Source organism: Alteraurantiacibacter palmitatis (assembly GCF_037154115.1).
Lineage (GTDB): Bacteria > Pseudomonadota > Alphaproteobacteria > Sphingomonadales > Sphingomonadaceae > Alteraurantiacibacter > Alteraurantiacibacter palmitatis.
The window spans coordinates 74,215-90,055 of sequence record NZ_JBANRO010000013.1 but is presented as its reverse complement, the minus strand read 5'-3'; the positions used below and the strand labels follow the sequence as shown (position 1 = coordinate 90,055).

The 15,841-nt window shown below is 64.3% G+C and carries 20 protein-coding genes; 5 read left to right on the top strand and 15 right to left on the bottom strand.

All coding sequences use genetic code 11. The annotated features are described in order from the left end of the window. Window positions 1-176 precede the first annotated feature (176 nt). A complete protein-coding gene (locus tag WFP44_RS14860; RefSeq protein ID WP_336927413.1) occupies window positions 177-398 on the bottom strand; it encodes a hypothetical protein in 222 nt (73 codons plus the stop codon). A gap of 126 nt (window positions 399-524) precedes the next feature. On the opposite strand from WFP44_RS14860, the gene WFP44_RS14855 reads away from it, so the two are divergent. From WFP44_RS14855 to WFP44_RS14845, 3 genes are read left to right on the top strand one after another with little or no spacing between them, the layout of a single operon-like run. Next, a complete protein-coding gene (locus WFP44_RS14855) occupies window positions 525-1,871 on the top strand; it encodes a serine hydrolase domain-containing protein (protein WP_336927412.1) in 1,347 nt (448 codons plus the stop codon). An 11-nt stretch (window positions 1,872-1,882) separates the two neighbouring features. After that, entirely contained in the window at window positions 1,883-2,761 is an 879-nt protein-coding gene (gene nudC, locus WFP44_RS14850; RefSeq protein WP_336927411.1) for an NAD(+) diphosphatase, read from the top strand. Then, window positions 2,758-3,438, top strand: coding sequence for a DsbA family oxidoreductase (locus tag WFP44_RS14845; RefSeq protein WP_336927410.1), 681 nt, complete (start codon window positions 2,758-2,760; stop codon window positions 3,436-3,438). The genes nudC and WFP44_RS14845 overlap by 4 nt, the downstream gene beginning before the upstream one ends. Window positions 3,439-3,448: 10 nt before the next feature. On the opposite strand, the gene WFP44_RS14840 is transcribed toward WFP44_RS14845, so the two are convergent. Together WFP44_RS14840 and mgtE are read right to left on the bottom strand one after the other, a co-directional pair. After that, window positions 3,449-3,844, bottom strand: a complete 396-nt coding sequence (locus tag WFP44_RS14840; protein ID WP_336927409.1) for a DUF1489 family protein — start codon at window positions 3,842-3,844, stop codon at window positions 3,449-3,451. A 51-nt stretch (window positions 3,845-3,895) separates the two neighbouring features. Next, entirely contained in the window at window positions 3,896-5,326 is a 1,431-nt protein-coding gene (gene mgtE / locus WFP44_RS14835) for a magnesium transporter (protein ID WP_336927407.1), read from the bottom strand. 116 nt (window positions 5,327-5,442) lie between these two features. Here mgtE and WFP44_RS14830 point away from each other — a divergent pair, with 116 nt between their 5' ends. Both WFP44_RS14830 and WFP44_RS14825 read left to right on the top strand, forming a co-directional pair. Continuing rightward, window positions 5,443-5,907: a peptidylprolyl isomerase gene (locus WFP44_RS14830; RefSeq protein ID WP_336927406.1), complete on the top strand. Its 465-nt coding sequence runs from the start codon at window positions 5,443-5,445 to the stop codon at window positions 5,905-5,907. Window positions 5,908-5,920: 13 nt separating this feature from the next. Then, window positions 5,921-6,235 carry a hypothetical protein gene (locus WFP44_RS14825; protein WP_336927405.1) on the top strand — a complete coding sequence of 105 codons (315 nt, stop codon included), beginning with the start codon at window positions 5,921-5,923 and terminating at the stop codon, window positions 6,233-6,235. A gap of 14 nt (window positions 6,236-6,249) precedes the next feature. Here WFP44_RS14825 and WFP44_RS14820 read toward each other — a convergent pair whose 3' ends face one another. The 12 genes from WFP44_RS14820 to WFP44_RS14765 all read right to left on the bottom strand — a co-directional run bounded on the left by WFP44_RS14820 (window position 6,250) and on the right by WFP44_RS14765 (window position 15,841). Beyond that, a complete protein-coding gene (locus WFP44_RS14820) occupies window positions 6,250-7,203 on the bottom strand; it encodes an SgcJ/EcaC family oxidoreductase (protein WP_336927404.1) in 954 nt (317 codons plus the stop codon). Between the two features lie 83 nt (window positions 7,204-7,286). After that, window positions 7,287-8,165 (bottom strand): LysR substrate-binding domain-containing protein, encoded by an 879-nt coding sequence (locus WFP44_RS14815; protein ID WP_336927403.1) that lies wholly within the window; start codon window positions 8,163-8,165, stop codon window positions 7,287-7,289. Window positions 8,166-8,254: 89 nt separating this feature from the next. Continuing rightward, on the bottom strand, window positions 8,255-9,193 hold the full coding sequence (locus WFP44_RS14810) for a hemolysin family protein (protein ID WP_336927402.1): 939 nt from the start codon (window positions 9,191-9,193) through the stop codon (window positions 8,255-8,257). A gap of 23 nt (window positions 9,194-9,216) precedes the next feature. After that, the gene (gene ybeY / locus WFP44_RS14805) at window positions 9,217-9,705 is read right to left on the bottom strand and encodes an rRNA maturation RNase YbeY (protein ID WP_336927401.1); all 489 of its coding nucleotides are present in this window, start codon (window positions 9,703-9,705) and stop codon (window positions 9,217-9,219) included. 57 nt (window positions 9,706-9,762) lie between these two features. Further along, window positions 9,763-10,800: a PhoH family protein gene (locus WFP44_RS14800; RefSeq protein WP_336927400.1), complete on the bottom strand. Its 1,038-nt coding sequence runs from the start codon at window positions 10,798-10,800 to the stop codon at window positions 9,763-9,765. Between the two features lie 120 nt (window positions 10,801-10,920). Beyond that, complete coding sequence (gene miaB / locus WFP44_RS14795; RefSeq protein WP_336927399.1) at window positions 10,921-12,264, bottom strand: tRNA (N6-isopentenyl adenosine(37)-C2)-methylthiotransferase MiaB; 1,344 nt, start codon at window positions 12,262-12,264, stop codon at window positions 10,921-10,923. A gap of 12 nt (window positions 12,265-12,276) precedes the next feature. Then, entirely contained in the window at window positions 12,277-13,053 is a 777-nt protein-coding gene (locus tag WFP44_RS14790; RefSeq protein ID WP_336927398.1) for a lysophospholipid acyltransferase family protein, read from the bottom strand. Next, on the bottom strand, window positions 13,037-13,462 hold the full coding sequence (locus tag WFP44_RS14785; protein ID WP_336920465.1) for a Fur family transcriptional regulator: 426 nt from the start codon (window positions 13,460-13,462) through the stop codon (window positions 13,037-13,039). The genes WFP44_RS14790 and WFP44_RS14785 overlap by 17 nt, the downstream gene beginning before the upstream one ends. Before the next feature lie 94 nt (window positions 13,463-13,556). Continuing rightward, on the bottom strand, window positions 13,557-13,997 hold the full coding sequence (locus WFP44_RS14780; protein WP_336927397.1) for a Ros/MucR family transcriptional regulator: 441 nt from the start codon (window positions 13,995-13,997) through the stop codon (window positions 13,557-13,559). Window positions 13,998-14,137: 140 nt separating this feature from the next. Beyond that, a complete protein-coding gene (locus WFP44_RS14775; protein WP_336927396.1) occupies window positions 14,138-14,599 on the bottom strand; it encodes a GNAT family N-acetyltransferase in 462 nt (153 codons plus the stop codon). Further along, entirely contained in the window at window positions 14,599-15,234 is a 636-nt protein-coding gene (tsaB, locus tag WFP44_RS14770) for a tRNA (adenosine(37)-N6)-threonylcarbamoyltransferase complex dimerization subunit type 1 TsaB (RefSeq protein ID WP_336927395.1), read from the bottom strand. The genes WFP44_RS14775 and tsaB overlap by 1 nt, the downstream gene beginning before the upstream one ends. A gap of 10 nt (window positions 15,235-15,244) precedes the next feature. Beyond that, window positions 15,245-15,841, bottom strand: a complete 597-nt coding sequence (locus tag WFP44_RS14765; RefSeq protein ID WP_336927394.1) for a malonic semialdehyde reductase — start codon at window positions 15,839-15,841, stop codon at window positions 15,245-15,247.

Sequence of the window (15,841 nt, the reverse complement as noted above, 5' to 3'; positions counted from 1 at the left end):
ACTGCCCTATCCTTCGAAAGCTTCCTCAACCTCGCCGCCACACGCCTATGGTTGAAGTCTTTTGTCAACACGGCCTAAGGACACAAAGGCACTAAGGATCGATACGTTCTCGAAGATATCTTAGTCGCTTGGTGGTCTTGGTGTGAAACTGCATCAAGCCTGCGGCGCGTGCCGTTTCATATAATCCCGCCGCCCAGCATCAGGCGGATCACCGCCACGACAAAGATCACCAGGCAGAAATTGCGCCCCGCATCCTTGCTCGACAGTGCGCCAACCACAATGCCCGTCACCACCAGCGGCAGCGCCAGCCAGTTCCCCCAGCCCAGCAGCGGGATCTGCGAGGGGATGACGATGATCAGCGATAACAGGCCGATCAGGAAGGCAAGCGCGTTCAACATCTGTTTTATTTAGGTAAGACACCGGGCCATCGCAAGGGTCTTTCAGCCGCGGCGCAAACGCCCGCTTGAAGGGTGTGCACGCGCTGCTAGTGTCCGCAGCCAAAGGGTCAGATCTGGAGAATTCGCGTGGAAGCCAATCGGGTATTGGGCACCGCCCTGTCGCGGCGGCAGTTTGTGGGCGCAGGCAGTCTTGCGGCGCTGGGGGCCTTGTCCGGCCTATCCCTTCCGCAACTGGCTTTTGCGCAAGGCGCAGGCGGCGAAGCGGCGCGCCGCTGGCCGGGCGTGGCGAACATGGTTCGCAGCTATGTGGGCGATGGCCGGGTGGCGAACATGGTCGTCGCGCTGGGTATGGGGCCGGGCGATCCCGAGGTGATTGCGATGGGCAATACCAGCTTCGCCAGCGGCATCGCGGCCGATGCGGACAGCCTCTACCGCATTTATTCGATGACCAAGCCGATCACCGGCATGGCGACCTTTGCCTGTATCGAGGAAGGCTGGCTGGAGCTCGACCAGCCGATTGCCGACATATTGCCCGCCTTTGCCCGGATGCAGGTGCAGAAGGTGTATGACGGGCCGATCACGCCCGACAATCTGGAGCCTGCGACGCGCCCCCTCACCGTGCGCCATTGCCTGACGCATACCGCCGGGCTTGGCTATTCGATCGTGCAGCAGGGGCCGCTGTCCGATGCCTATACCGCCGCGGGCCTCGTGCCGGGGCTGGTCACGCGGATGGAGAATGTGCCCGCCTTTCGCGGCACGCCGGTGGGCAATCTGGCACTGTTTGCCGACAGGCTGGCCGAAATGCCGCTGGTCGCGCAGCCGGGCACGCGCTGGGTCTATTCGGTGGGACTGGACCTCCTGGGCCGTGTGATCGAGGTGGTGACGGGCAAGAGCTTCGACCGCTTCCTGAAGGAACGCTTCTTCGATCCCTTGGGCATGAATTCCACTTTCTTCCAGGTGCCGTTGACGCAGGCGCACCGCTTCACCGCGAATTATTTCCTGCTGAACGGGATGCTGGTGCCGATCGATCTGCCCGACAGCAGCGTCTATCTGGGGCCGCCACCATTCCCCTTTGGCGGGGCGGGGCTGGTGTCGAGCGCGCGCGATTACGACCGTTTCCTGGCGATGATTGCCGGGCGCGGCACGGTGGACGGGGTGACGGTGCTCGACCGTTCCAGCGTGGAGCAGGCAACCAGCGACCTGATGCCCGATACGCTCGCCCCCGATGGCGGCTTTTCCAGCGGCGGTCGCGATTTCGGTTACGGCGCGGGCGGCCTGGTGGGCCGGGGCGATGCAGCGGGCCTGTTCGGCTGGTTTGGCGCGGCGGGCACCTGTGGCCTCGTCGACATGAACAGCGGCCTGCGCCACACGCTGATGACGCAATATATGCCCAGCATGGAATACAGCGTGCAGAACGACTTCCCGCTGGTGGTGGCCGCTGATGCCGCCGCGCTGGCATCCCGCCGCAGCTGAACGGAGCGCCGATGACAATCAGCTATCCCGGCCACGGGCTGGACCGGGCCGATCACAGCCGCACCGATCCGGCCTTGCTGGCGGCCTTGCGCGCAAGGGCCGATGCGCGGCTGCTGCTGATGGATGCGCTGTCGCCGGTGCTCGATGCGGCCAACGGATTGAGTTACGGCGCGGCCGCTGATCTGCCGCCCGATGCCGAAACGGTGTTTCTGGGCATGGATGGCGAACTGCCGGTATTTGCGGTAGTTCCGGCAGAGGGGGACGACCGCCCGGCCTATCTGCAAAAGCCCAACTGGGCCGCCATTGCCCTGCTGGGGCTGCAGGACATGGCGCTGTATGCCACGGCGCGCAGCCTGGTGGACTGGCACGCGCGGCACCGCTTTTGCGCCCGCTGCGGCGCGCCCACCCATATCGCCAAGGGTGGCTGGCAGCGCGATTGCCCTGCTTGCACCGCGCAGCATTTCCCGCGCACCGATCCCGTGGCGATCATGCTGGTGGAGCATGACGGCGATCTGCTGCTGGGGCGCGGCACGCAGTTTCCGCCGCGCAGCTATTCCGCGCTGGCAGGCTTTATCGAACCGGGCGAGACGATCGAGCAGGCGGTGGCGCGCGAAGTGTGGGAGGAAGCGGGCGTGCGCGTCCATTCGGTGCGCTATATCGGCAGCCAGCCCTGGCCCTTTCCCAGCCAGCTGATGATTGGCTGCCACGCGCTGGCCGAAGGGCGCGATCTGACGGTGGATTATACCGAGATCGCCGATGCGCGCTGGTTCACCCGCGCCGAAGTGGCCGAAGCGATGGAGAGGCGGGCAGACGGGGCCGCCTTCATTCCGCCACCCGCCCACGCTATTGCCAATGCCATGCTTGGCTGGTGGTTGGAGAGAGCCCGATGAGCGATGTGTTGCAGGTGGATATCTGGTCGGACGTGGTGTGCCCGTGGTGTGCGATCGGCCATGCGCAGTTCAAGCAGGCGGTGGCCGATCTGGCGGGACAGGTGGATGTCGATGTCGTGTCCCTGCCGTTTGAGCTCAACCCCGATATGCCGCCCGAAGGCCGCGACCAGGCCGAATTGCTGGCGCGGGCCTATGGCAAGAGTGCCGAGGAAGTCGCTGAAATGCAGCGCAATGTCGAGGCGGCGGCAGAGGCGGCGGGCTTTCCCATCGCCTGGACAGGAGTGGGCGAGGCTCCGCCGCGCCATGTGTGGAACACGCACGGCGCGCACAAGCTGCTGCGCTGGGTGCTGGAAACCTCCGGCGCACAGGCACAGGGCGCGCTGAAACAGGCGCTGTTCGCCGCGCATTTCCAGCAGCGGCGCAATATTTCGGACCGGGCGGTGCTGCTCGATCTGGTGGAAGCGCAAGGGCTTGACCGGGCGGGGGCGGAAAAAGCGCTCGACGATCCCGGCCTGTCGCAGGCAATCCGCCGCGATCAGGAGCTGGCGGCGCAGAACAATATCCGTTCGGTCCCCACCTTCGTGGTCAACGGCAAATACATCCTGCAAGGCAGCGCGGAGCCGGAAAGCTACAAACAGGCGCTGATCAAGCTGGCCAGCATGGAAGCGATGGTGTGAGGGTGAGGGGCTAGACCAGCCCCAGCTTTGCCAGTTCGCTCACCAGCCGCCCCGGCATGGCATCGCCCACCACTTCGCCCTCCAGCAGGTCGGCGGGCGCGTCGGCATCTTCCAGATAGCGCCAGCCCTGATGCGCGCGTTTGGGGCGCGGGTGGACACGGGTAAGGCGGTTTTCGAGCACGATGTCCCAATGCCCGTCGGGCCGCTGTGCAAACCCGGTAATGGCGGCGCGGGCGATGATCGCGTGTTCGTGAATCCAGTAAAGCGAGCCGCCGATGATCTCCGCATGGCGCTTGGGCAGATAGCGCGTGCGCAGCCGCTTGTCGGGCGTGGCGCCGTCAAACCATTCCTCCAGCTCGGCCAGCGACGAGCAGCGAAACGCGATCTTGGTGAGGTGGAGCGGCATGGGCGAGAAGATAGGTATGGCAACCTTGCCAGCAAAGACCTTTTCCTCAGCCTACCCCACGAGCCCGCTCATTACCGCCAGCCCCAGGAACACCAGGAAGCCCATGGAATCGGTCGTCATGGTGACGAAGATGGAGGAGGCGATGGCGGGATCGACCCGCAGCTTGTCGAGCGTGAGCGGCACGAACACCCCGGCGAAACCGGCGATCACGATATTGCCCATCATGGCCATCGCAATCACCAGCCCCAGCATGGGGTTGCCGAAAATCAGGCTCACCGCCGTGCCGATGACAAGCGCCACGGTGGTGCCGTTGAGCAGGGCAATCGACATTTCACGGCGCACCGCGCGCCAGGTGTTGGAACTGGTCAACTGGTTGGTGGCCAGCGCGCGCACCGTTACCGCCAGCGTCTGCGTGCCCGCATTGCCGCCAATTCCCGCCACAATCGGCATCAGCACCGCCAACGCGACCATGGCGGCAATCGTATCTTCGAACTGATAGATGACCGTAGAAGCGACAGACGCGGTCAGCAGATTGGCGAGCAGCCAGCGCACGCGCGCGGAATAGGCGTCGCGGATCGGCTCGTTAATGTCGCCATCGCCTGCGCCTGACAGCAGAAGCGCGTCCTCGCCCGCTTCTTCCTGAATGATGTGGACGATATCGTCCACCGTCAGCTGGCCGACCAGCCGCCCGCTTTCGTCCACCACGGCCGCCGAAATCAGGCCGTATTTCTGGAAGCGCAGCGCGACTTCTTCCTGATCCATGTCGGTGGGGATCAGCGTCTGGTCGCGCTTCATCACATCAGCGAGCGCAATGTGGCGCGGCGTGCGCAATATCCACGAAAGCTGGCAGGTGCCGACCGGGTGATGCCGGTGATCGACCACGAACACTTCCCAGAACTCGGTGGTCAGATCGTCATGCTCGCGCAGATAGTCGATCAGGTCGCCCACCGTCATCGTATCGGGCACCGCCACCAGCTCGCGCTGCATCAGGCGGCCGGCGGATTCCTCGGGATAGGACAGCGCGCTTTCGATGACCGCGCGGTCTTCCGGCTCCATCTCGGCCAGAATCGCCTGCTGGTCCTCGGCGTCGAGATCTTCGAGCAGTTGCACCGCGTCATCGGTGTCGAGCTGCTCGGCAATTTCGGCAACCGCCGAAGCCGGCAGCGCCTCGATCATGTCCTCGCGGACATAGTCGTTGAGCTCGGCGATCACTTCGCCGCTCATCAGATCGGTGATGGCGGCGGCAAGGCCGGCACGCTCGGCCGGTTGCAGCAGTTCGAACAGGTCGGCAACGTCAGCGGGGTGGAGCGGCTCCACCAGATCGTAGACGCGCGCCACATCGCCATCGGCCAGCGCCGCGCGCACGGCGTTGACGAAGCTGGGTTTCAGCAGATTGTCCTCGTCCAGCTCCTCCACGCGCGGTTCGGCAGCAACGTTCTCGACGTCGTTTTCTGCCGGGTCGTGCAAATCGGTCTGGGCCATGGAAGGTGGGCCTAATCGTGCTGCCTGTAAAAGCAAGCATCAGCCGCGCTGATGGCGTGACTTTGCCCGCATTTGCCCTATATCCCGGCACCACATTTCATCTAGGAGACATTTGCATGGCCGCCGAACATCTGACCTTCACCCTGGATACCGGCAACGGAGAGGGCGGCGATGTCGTCATCAAGCTGCGCCCCGATGTGGCCCCCGGCCATGTCGCGCGGATTTCGGAACTGGTTTCCGAAGGCTTTTATGATGGCGTGATGTTCCACCGCGTGATCCCCGGCTTCATGGCGCAGGGCGGTGATCCCACCGGCACCGGCATGGGCGGCAGCGACAAGCCCGACCTTCAGGCCGAATTCAACGATGTGCCCCATGTGCGCGGCGTGTGTTCGATGGCCCGCACCAGCGCGCCGCACAGCGCCAATTCGCAGTTCTTCATCTGCTTTGACGATGCGCGCTTCCTCGACAAGCAATATACCGTGTGGGGCGAAGTCATCAGCGGCATGGAATATGTCGACGCGCTGCCCAAGGGCGAACCGCCGCGCAGCCCCGGCAAGATCGTCAAGGCCACGCTGTCCTGATCGGCCGGCCGCAATGAATCGGCGGCGGCGGCTGGCGCTGGCGCTGGCGGCGGGGATCATGCCCCTTTCGCTGGCGGGTTGCCTGCTGCCGCCTGATGCGCCCACCATTCTGGCAAGCGCCGGGGGAACGGGGCCGGACGATGCCTATGTCGTCCATTCCCGCGCGCAGGAAGGCGAAGTGCTGGCCCTGCTGGGGCTGGTGGCGGTGCGGCAGGAATTGCATCTGCTGAACGGGCGCACCTTCCACGTCACCGCCGCGCGCAACCCGCAGACACACGAAACGCGAGATGTCTGGTTCGACATCTCGCGTTTCTATGGCCGCGAATAAGCCCTCAGCCCGGATCAACCGGGCGCGACATTGCGGCTTTGGATCAGCCAGCGGCCGTTCTGCTTGATCACCACATCCTCGCCCCAGCCCTGCGCCAGCATTTCCGGGCGCGGGCCAGCGGGTACGCCACGCGTGACGGTCTGCCAGTAATAGCGCACAACGGCCCGGTTGGGATTGATGAACTCGATCGTCTGGTTGCTCATCACATGGTGCAACATGGGGGCGTCGGCGGCGCGGTTGGCAACCATGCCGCTGACCATTGCCCTTAGTGCCTCGCGGCCGCGCGTATTGCCGAAGCTGCCATCCTCGGTGAACACGGCGGCATAGGCATCCGCGTTCCAGGTATCGATGGCGCGGACATAATTCCACATCAGCCGCTCGATCGCAGCCCGGTCCTGCGCCTCGCGCAGCAGGTTGTCGGCAGCGACAGCAGGCGGCGTGTAATTGGGCAGGGTGGCCGGATCCCAGTGCTGATCGGCCTTGCCATCGACAAAGCGCCAGCTGTCAAACCAGGTGGTGGTGTAGGTGCCGCCATTGGGATCGCCGGGGATCGGCAGTTCGCGCCGGATCACCACGGTCACATAATCGCCCTCGGCCTGCACCGAGACAATCGGCGTCACCAGCCGGTCGCAGGTGGGGGTGGGCTGCACGCGCGCCACGTTGACGAAGTAGTTCACCACGCCTTCCAGCCCCGATGCGGCCAGCGGATTGTGCTGGATATAGCGATCGGTCAGCCACTCGCCCGCGCGGTGCCACTGGTTGCACTGGAGCAGTTCGCGCATGATGTGCAGGGCGGCCTGCTTGTTGCGGTGAAGCACCGGATCGCGGCTGGTGAACAGGCTTTCGGGATCGGGATGGCCCACCACGGGGTCGTTGAGCGGCATCATCTGCGCGTTTGCGGGCGCGATGAAGGCAAGCGGGCTGATGGCGGCCAGTGCGGCAGCCAGAACGGTTTTCCTGATTTCCATGTCTCTTCCCTTTGGATCAGTTGCGAATCCGCAGGGGAGGGGTTGTGCCGCAAAAGCGGCGCGCGGGCTAGGGCCGGGCGGCGCTACAGCCCGGCCGACACGATCCAGTCGTGAAAGATGCGTAAAGGGCGCGCATCCAGATCCACCGGCTTGCACAGGAACCAGTAGGAATAGGGGCTGGCGATCTTCTGCCGATACAGGCCCGTCACGCGCGGATCAGCGTTCCGGATCATGTGATCATCATGCATGATGGCGATGCCAAGGCCCTGCGCTGCGGCTTCGAGGATCAGCTGGCCCGAATCGTAATGGTCGACCGCCGCCGGTTGCAGCTTTTCGAGGCCCAGTGCCTTCTTCCATGCCTCGAAACTCAGTTCCATGTCGGTGTGGACAAGGAAGGTCTGCTTTTCCAGTTCGGCCAAATCGGGCACCGGCCCCAGCTTTTCCGCCAGCGCGACCGAGCAGATGGCGTGCACGCTGTTTTCATCGAGCTGCACCGCGTGAAACGCAGGATCGGGCCGGGTCGTCAGCGCAATCGCGGCGTCCAGCGTATCGCCCACCCGGTCGATCAGGTGAGGGCCGGTATCGATGTCCAGATGCAGGCGCGGATGCATCGCGCGCAGTTCGGGCAGGCGGGGAAACAGGCGCTGCGTGCCGAACAGCGGCATCACGCCCAGCCGCAGGCGCAGCGTTTGCAGGTTTTCCGATTGCGCCTCCACTGCCGCTGCCAGCGTTTCCAGATGCGGGGCAACCGCGTCATAGAAATTGCGCCCTTCATCGGTCAGCTTCATCACCTGGCCTGAACGGGAAAACAGCTTCTTGCCGGTGAAATCTTCCAGATTGGTGATTCGCCGCGACAAGGCCGACGGCGAGAGGCCCAGCTCACTCGCCGCCGCGCGCGCCGAGCCAAGGCGCACCGTGCGCACGAATGCCTCCAGGGCACGAAGGGGCGGCAATCTGCGCATGGCGGCCTTTGTTCACAATTATGCAACTGCTGTCGAGCGGGCTTGCGAAAAACCCCATGGAAAAATCGGCCTAGGCCGGAATTTTCCGCTCAATCGGCGGAATTTTCTTCCGCGGCAACCGGGGCGTGGAGGCGCAGGCGGGTGACGTGCGTTTCATCGCCTGCGATCACTTCGATGCGCCAGCCGCTGGGATGTTCGAGCACGCTGCCCGGTTCAGGCACATGGCCCGCCAGCACGAAGGTGAGCCCGCCCAGCGTATCGACCGATTCCGCGACTTCGGCAATGCGCGGATCGCCCAGCGTCTCGGCCAGATCATCGAGTTCGGCCAGCGCATCGGCTTCCCACATCCCGTCTCCCAGCGGCACGACCAGTTCCACTGGATCATCATCGTGCTCATCCGCGATTTCGCCCACGATTTCCTCGACCAGATCCTCGATCGTGATGAGGCCATCGGTGCCCGAAAACTCGTCCAGCACAATCGCCAGATGCGTCTTTTTGGCGCGCATATCGGCCAGCACATCCAGCGCGCCGCGCGTCTGCGGCACATACAGCGGCTGGCGCATCAGCGTGGTCCAGTCGGCGGGAGGCGCGCGCCCTTTGGCCAGGATCGGGAAGACATCCTTGATGTGCATCATGCCGATCACATCGTCCAGCGTTTCGCGGTAGACTGGCAGGCGCGAATGGCCGTGTTCGGCAAACAGCGCCACGACCTCGTCCCATGTGGAGGCGGCATCGATGGCGATGATCTGCCCGCGCGGCACGGCAATGTCGTCGGCATCGTGTTCGGAAAAATGCAGCAGGTTCTTGAGCATGATCAGCTCGGCGCGCGAAAGATCGCCCTTGGCGCCGTTCTGGCCGATCTCGCCGGTGGCCTGATCCTCCTCATGCTCCTCGATCGCTTCTTCGAGTTGCTCGCGTAAGGAAGGGCCCTCCTCGCCTTCGAACAGCGATTTTATCGCGCTCCAAAGGCCGCCGCTACTCTCCCCGTCTCCCGATTGGGAATCACCACCCTTGCTGTTGTCGGCCATCGCCGCACATTACCCCTGCTGTTTCAATTTTCGCTATATGGGTTGGCAATGCCCATTTGTGCAAGCGCCAAGACTTCGAGCGCTTCCATCGCCTCGGCATCGCTTGCGGAAATCTCGTGATCGTGGCCCGCCAGATGCAGCAGGCCGTGGATGATGAGATGCGCGGCATGGTGTTCGAGCGGGACGCCCTTCTCCGCCGCCTCGCGCGCGCAGGTTTCATGGGCGAGCGCGATGTCGCCCAGCATTTCGGGCGGGCCTTCGGGCGCAAGGGCAAGCAGGTCTTCGCGTTCGAGCATGGGGAAGGAGAGCACATTGGTCGGCTTGTCCCGCCCGCGCCATTCGCGGTTCAGATCATGGATTTCGGCGTCGGAGGTAAACAGCAGGCTCGCCTCCAGCCGGGGGTTGGCCAGTTCCGGCGCGAATTGCTGCACGGCGTTTAATGCGCGTGCGGCAAGCGCGGGCCAGTCTGGCGCGGAAGGCCAGGGTTCTTCGATCGCGATGTCGAGGTTCATGACCGTTCCCATGGCGTCCGGCCCGATTGATGTCGAGAAGCGATACTCCAAGTCGGATCAGGGCTTCGCACCTTCGCCCTCGTAAGCCTCGACAATCCGGCCCACGATCGGGTGGCGCACCACATCCGCGCTGGTGAAGCGGGTTACGCCGATGCCTTCGACGCCTTCCAGCCGCTCGACCGCGTCGGCAAGGCCGCTCATCCTGTCGCCGCCGGGGATGTCGACCTGTTTGGGGTCGCCGCAGATCACCATGCGGCTGTTCTGGCCGAAGCGGGTGAGGAACATCTTCATCTGTTCGCGTGTGGTGTTCTGCGCCTCGTCCAGAATCACGAAGGCATCGGCCAGCGTGCGCCCGCGCATGAAGGCGATGGGCGCAATCTCGATCTCTCCCGATGCCAGCCGCCGCTCCACCTGTTCGGGCGGCATACAATCGAACAGCGCATCGTAAAGCGGGCGCAGATAGGGGTCGACCTTCTCCTTCATGTCGCCGGGCAGGAAGCCGAGCTTCTCGCCCGCTTCCACCGCCGGGCGGCTCAGGATCAGGCGCTGCACGCTGCCGGTGATAAGCTGCGAAACCGCCTGCGCCACCGCCACATAGGTCTTGCCCGTGCCCGCTGGCCCCAGCGCAAAGATCATGTCGCGGCTTGCCAGCATCCGCATATAATCGGCCTGCACCGCGGTGCGCGGCACGATGGTTTTCTTGCGCGTGCGGATCATGATCGGCGGGTGGAGCTTTTCATCCGCCAGTATGCCGTCAAACACCGGCTCGTTCGACATGGCGATCAGCGCCTCGATCGCGCCGGTATCCACGTCCTGCCCGGTCAGCAGCCGGTCGTGCAGTTTGAGCAGGACATCGCGGGCGCGGGCGACATCGTCCTCCGCCCCCTCGATCACCAGCCGGTTGCCGCGCGCGCCGATATAGACGCCAAGGCGATTTTCCAGCAGCACCAGATTGGCGTCAAATTCCCCGAACAGTGCGCCCAGCGTCGCCTGCTGTTCAAACTCTACCTCCACTCTGGCCCTGCGCGCGTGATCGCGGCGGTCTTCGGGATGGAAGGCGGCTGTCCTTTCGGACGCGGGGGACTTGCGGGCCATGGAGTCCTTTCGGTTGATTCCCGGCCCGAGATTAGGCCGCGCAGGGCCGCTTGCAAGGTGGCCTGCACAAGTCAGCGGTGGAAAGTCATCCAGCCGTCGCAAATGTGTCAGTCAGGCGTTTCAGGCAGGCAGCTTTTCCAGCACCCGGCCTGCCAGCGAGTTCGGCCCCGCTTCCACCAGTTCCACGCGCACCAGATCGCCAATCGCCGCCTCGCCGGTGAAGAACACCGATTGCAGCCAGGGCGATTTGCCCAGCCATTGACCGGGGAGCTTGCCGCGCCGCTCCACCAGCACGTCGCAGGTTTTTCCAACACTCGCCTTGTTAAACGCGAACTGGTCGCGGTTCAGCGCGTCCTGAAGGCGGGCGAGTCGCTCCTCCATCACTTCGCGCGCGATCTGCCCTGCCATGGTGGCGGCAGGTGTGCCGGGGCGCGGCGAGTATTTGAAGCTGAAGGCGGCGGCATATTTCACCGCATCCACCAGCGCCAGCGTCTCGGCAAATTCGGCCTCGGTCTCGCCCGGAAAGCCGACAATGAAGTCGCCCGACAGCGCAATGTCGGGCCGTGCCTCGCGGAAGCGACCCAGCAGCTTGAGATAGCCGCTGGCCGTGTGGCTGCGGTTCATCGCTTTCAGCACCCGGTCAGAGCCGCTCTGCACCGGCAGATGCAGATAAGGCATCAGCTTGTCGACCTCGCCATGCATGGCGATCATGCCTTCGGTCACATCATTGGGATGGCTGGTGGTGTAGCGGATGCGCTGCAGGTCGGGCAGGGCGGCAAGCGCCCGCACCAGCCCGTCAAACCCGATCGCGCGGCCTGTGTCGTCCACGCCCGTCCACGCGTTCACATTCTGCCCCAGCAGCGTGATCTCGCACGCGCCCGCTTCCAGCAAGACCTGAGCTTCGCGCAGCAGGTCCTTGAAGGGGCGCGATATTTCTGCGCCGCGGGTATAGGGCACCACGCAATAGGTGCAGAACTTGTCGCAGCCTTCCTGTATGGTCAGGAAGGCGCTTGGTCCGACCTTGCGCCGTTTGGGCAGGGCGGCAAACTTGGCGTCCTCGGGCATATCGGTATCGGTGGCACGCTCACCCGCCACCGCGCGGTCGATCATGTCGCCAAGGCGATGATAGGCCTGCGGGCCGACCACCATGGAGACGGCAGGTGCGCGCGCCATGATCTCCTCACCCTCGGCCTGCGCGACGCATCCGGCGACGGCAATCAGCGGCTCGCGCCCCGCCTCGCGGCCCGCCTTTACCAGCCGGCCAATGTCGGAATAGACCTTCTCGGCCGCCTTTTCGCGGATGTGGCAGGTGTTGAGCACCACCAGATCGGCCTCCTCGCCCTCGGGCGCAGGGGTGATGCCCTTTTCGGCGAGAAGTTCGGCCATGCGCTCTCCGTCATAGACGTTCATCTGGCAGCCGAAGCTCTTGACGCGGTAGGTTTTGGGTGGGGTCTGTGCGGTCATGGGCTGCGGCCCTTACGCCAAAGCCGGGCCGATTTCCATCCCCAGCGCCGCCGCCACGCGGGCCTGCGCGGCGGCCGCCATCGTCTTGCGGTTGGTCAGTTCCGCGCCGCTCAGCGGTTCGAGAAAGCGGATAGTGAGGTAGATGGGCCGCGTGCGCGCCATGATGCGGCGGAAATTGGCAAGGCCCGGCTCGTCCCCCACCCAGGCGATTTCGGCCGCATCCTCGAAATCCAGCGCGAAGGGCTGCACCGGGATATCGTGCGGCAGGCGTTCCACCGCCGAAAGCAGGCTGGAGCGGAACGGCAACAGCGTGCGCCCGTCACCCGTGGTGGCTTCAGGGAAAATCGTCAGCCGCCGGTGGCCCAGCCGCTCGACCACCTGCTCCACTTGCGCCGCCACGGTGCCGCGCTGGTCGCGCGTGATGAACAGCGTGTCGTTCTGAAGGCACAGCCATTCGAGCATGGGATGTCCGGCAAGACCATCATGCGCGACAAAGGCGGTGCGGCTGGCCCCGGCCAGCGCCAGAATGTCGAGCCAGCTCACATGATTGCCCAGCAGCAGCGCGCCTTTCTTGGGCTTGCCGATCACGCGGATGCGCAAACCCGCAATCCGCGCCAGCGCGCCCAGAAACAGCGGGGGAATGATGTCGCGCCGCCCGAACGCCGCACAAACCAGATGCGGCAGGACTATGGCCGCAAAAATCACGAACCACAGGGCGAGACGCAATCCGACAAGTCCCCAGCGCCAGCCCAGCGGCGGCTCAGGCGCTGGCTCAGCCTTCGCGATCAATGCGCACGCCGTAGAGTTCCATCCGGTGATCGACCAGACGGTAGCCCAGCTTTTCGGCAATCACCTTTTGCAGCGCTTCGAGTTCGGGATCGACGAATTCGAGCACCTTGCCCGTTTCCACGTCGATCAGGTGATCGTGGTGCGCTTCGGGTGCGGCTTCATAGCGGGCGCGGCCATCGCCAAAGTCGTGCCGGTCGAGGATTCCCGCCTCCTCGAACAGGCGCACGGTGCGGTAGACGGTGGCGATCGAAATCTTGGGATCGATGGCGGAGGCGCGTTCGTGCAGCGCCTCCACATCGGGGTGATCCTCGCTGTCTGACAGGACGCGGGCAATCACCCGGCGCTGTTCGGTGATGCGCAGGCCGCGTTCGGCGCACAGCGCCTCGAGATCAATCCTGGTGTGCGGCACTGCCCCTGATCCTGCCCAATAATGAAACACGCCCCGCCACTATGAGAGCGGCGGGGCGCATTTTCAACCGTGAAGCGGCATTTGCGAAACGGTCTCAGACCGTCTTTTTCCGGCGACCGCGGCGCTGGCCGGGTTGGCGCCCAAGGCCGATCTTCTTCGCCAGTTCGCGCCGCTTTTCGGCGTAATCGGGCGCAACCATCGGATAATCGGCCGGCAGACCCCAGCGGGCGCGGTATTCTTCCGGGCTCATATTGTAATTGGTGCGCAAGTAACGTTTGAGCATCTTCAGCTTCTTGCCGTCTTCCAGACAGACAAGATGATCGGGCTTTACCGAAGCACGGATCGAAACGGCGGGTTCCGGCCGCGCTTCTTCCACAACCGGTGCTCCGCCAAGACCGGCGAGCGCGCCATACACGCTTTGAATCAGGGGCGGCAGATCAGCAACATCGACATTGTTGTTGGCGACATGGGCGGTGACAATATCCGCGGTGAGCGAGATCAGCATCTCGTTCATGTCATTCTGGAGATTATCCATAGTTTCCTCGGCAATCTTGAGTGCGACGATTATTTTCTTGGGCGCACGAATTGCGATTCGCGGCCGAATCGGCCCCTGCGCTTTTGTTATTAACATGGCAAGTGTGGAAAGTCGCGAAGCGAAGGAAATATCCTTGCGAATTACTTGAGCAAACTGTCCCGCAGATAGGTAATTGCATCAAGCGGCCCGGATGTTCCCGCGCGGTAATAATTTGGTCGCCTGCCCACCGCGACGAATCCGTGCCGCAAATACAGCGCTTGCGCGGGATTGCCGTCGCGCATTTCAAGGAACAGGCGATTGGCCCCGCGGCTTTGGGCAGCGGCAATGAAACGGGCCAGCAAGGCGCCGCCCACGCCGTTTCCGCGCGCGGCGGGCATAACGGCAATAAGCAGCAATTCTTCTTCCGGTCCGATCTGGCGCGAGAGGGTGAAGCCCACCGCCTCTTCGGCTGCCCGCGGATCCTGCCCGGTCGCATCGGCCAACAGCAAATGCGTGTTCGGCTGCACCAGCGCATCGCCCACCTGGCGGCGGTTCCACGCCTCGCCAAAAGCGGGATCGAAAGCGGCCTCCATCACCGCCATGATGGCATCGAGCGCGTCCATCACTTTCGCACTACCGCCTCGCCAGGTAGGGCGGCATCGGGCGCGCGCCCGTAAAGCGGAGCGAGATCAGGCGTAAGCAGCGCAGACGGCACCAGCCGCGCGTGGCGCGCATCGGGCAGCAGGTCGATCGCCTCTGCACCGTCCGCCGCCTGTGCCGCAAATTCGCTGGCGCGGTTGCCCGCGACAATGCCCGGCCGCCCATGCTGCTGCACCGCCTGCGCCGGCGACAGCGACAGCGTCTCTCCCTGTGCCAGCCCGTCTGCGCCAAAATCGCCCACAAACCATTCGCCGTGCCCGCCATTCATGCACACGGTGACCGCAACAGCGCCGCGCATTTGCCGGGCCATCGCCGCCACCAGCGCCAGCGTGGGATAGCCGCGCACCTGCGCGCCCCAGGCAAGCCCCAGCGCACGCGCGGCGGCAAGGCCGATCCGCACGCCGGTAAAGCTGCCGGGGCCGAGCGAGACGAGGATGCGATCCGCCCGTCCCCTGCCGGGCATGGCGGCAATCGCGGGCACCAGCCGTTCGGCATGGCCGCGCCCGATGATTTCGTGAAAATGGCCGATCAGGTCGTCCCCGTCGAACAACGCCACCGAACAGGCTTCCGTTGCGCTGTCGATGGCCAGCGTGCGCATTGTCGGCCGCTCAGATCAGGCGGTTGAAGCGCGCAAATTCCGGCCGGGGCAGGCGCGGATGCAGCTTTGCCGGATCGCCATAGCCGACCGAACAGATGAAATTGCTTTTCCAGCTGGGGCTATCAGCAAAGAAATCGGCATCCACCGCCGCGTTGTCGAAACCCGACATGGGGCCGCAATCAAGGCCCAGCGCGCGCGCCGCCATGATGAAATAGCCGCCCTGAAGCGAGGAATTGCGAAAGGCCTGTGTCCGGCGCATCTCGTCCTTGCCGTCGAACATTGCCTTGGCATTGGGCGAGGGGGGGAAGAATTCGGGCAGGTATTCGTGGAAATCGGTATCCATCGCGATGATCGCGCAGACCGGCGCATTTCGCACCTTGTCCTTGTTGCCCTCCGCTGCATGGCCCGCCAGCCGCTCCTTCGCCTCCGCGCTTTTGCACCAGACGATGCGCGCGGGCAGCTGGTTCATCGATGTGGGGGCCATCTTCATCAGGTCCCATATCGCGGTGATCTGCGCGTCGCTTACCTCGCGCCCGTCAAACCATTGACAGGTGCGGGCTTCACGGAAAAGCTGGTCGAGCGCGGCGGGAGCCAGAGCCTCTGTCAT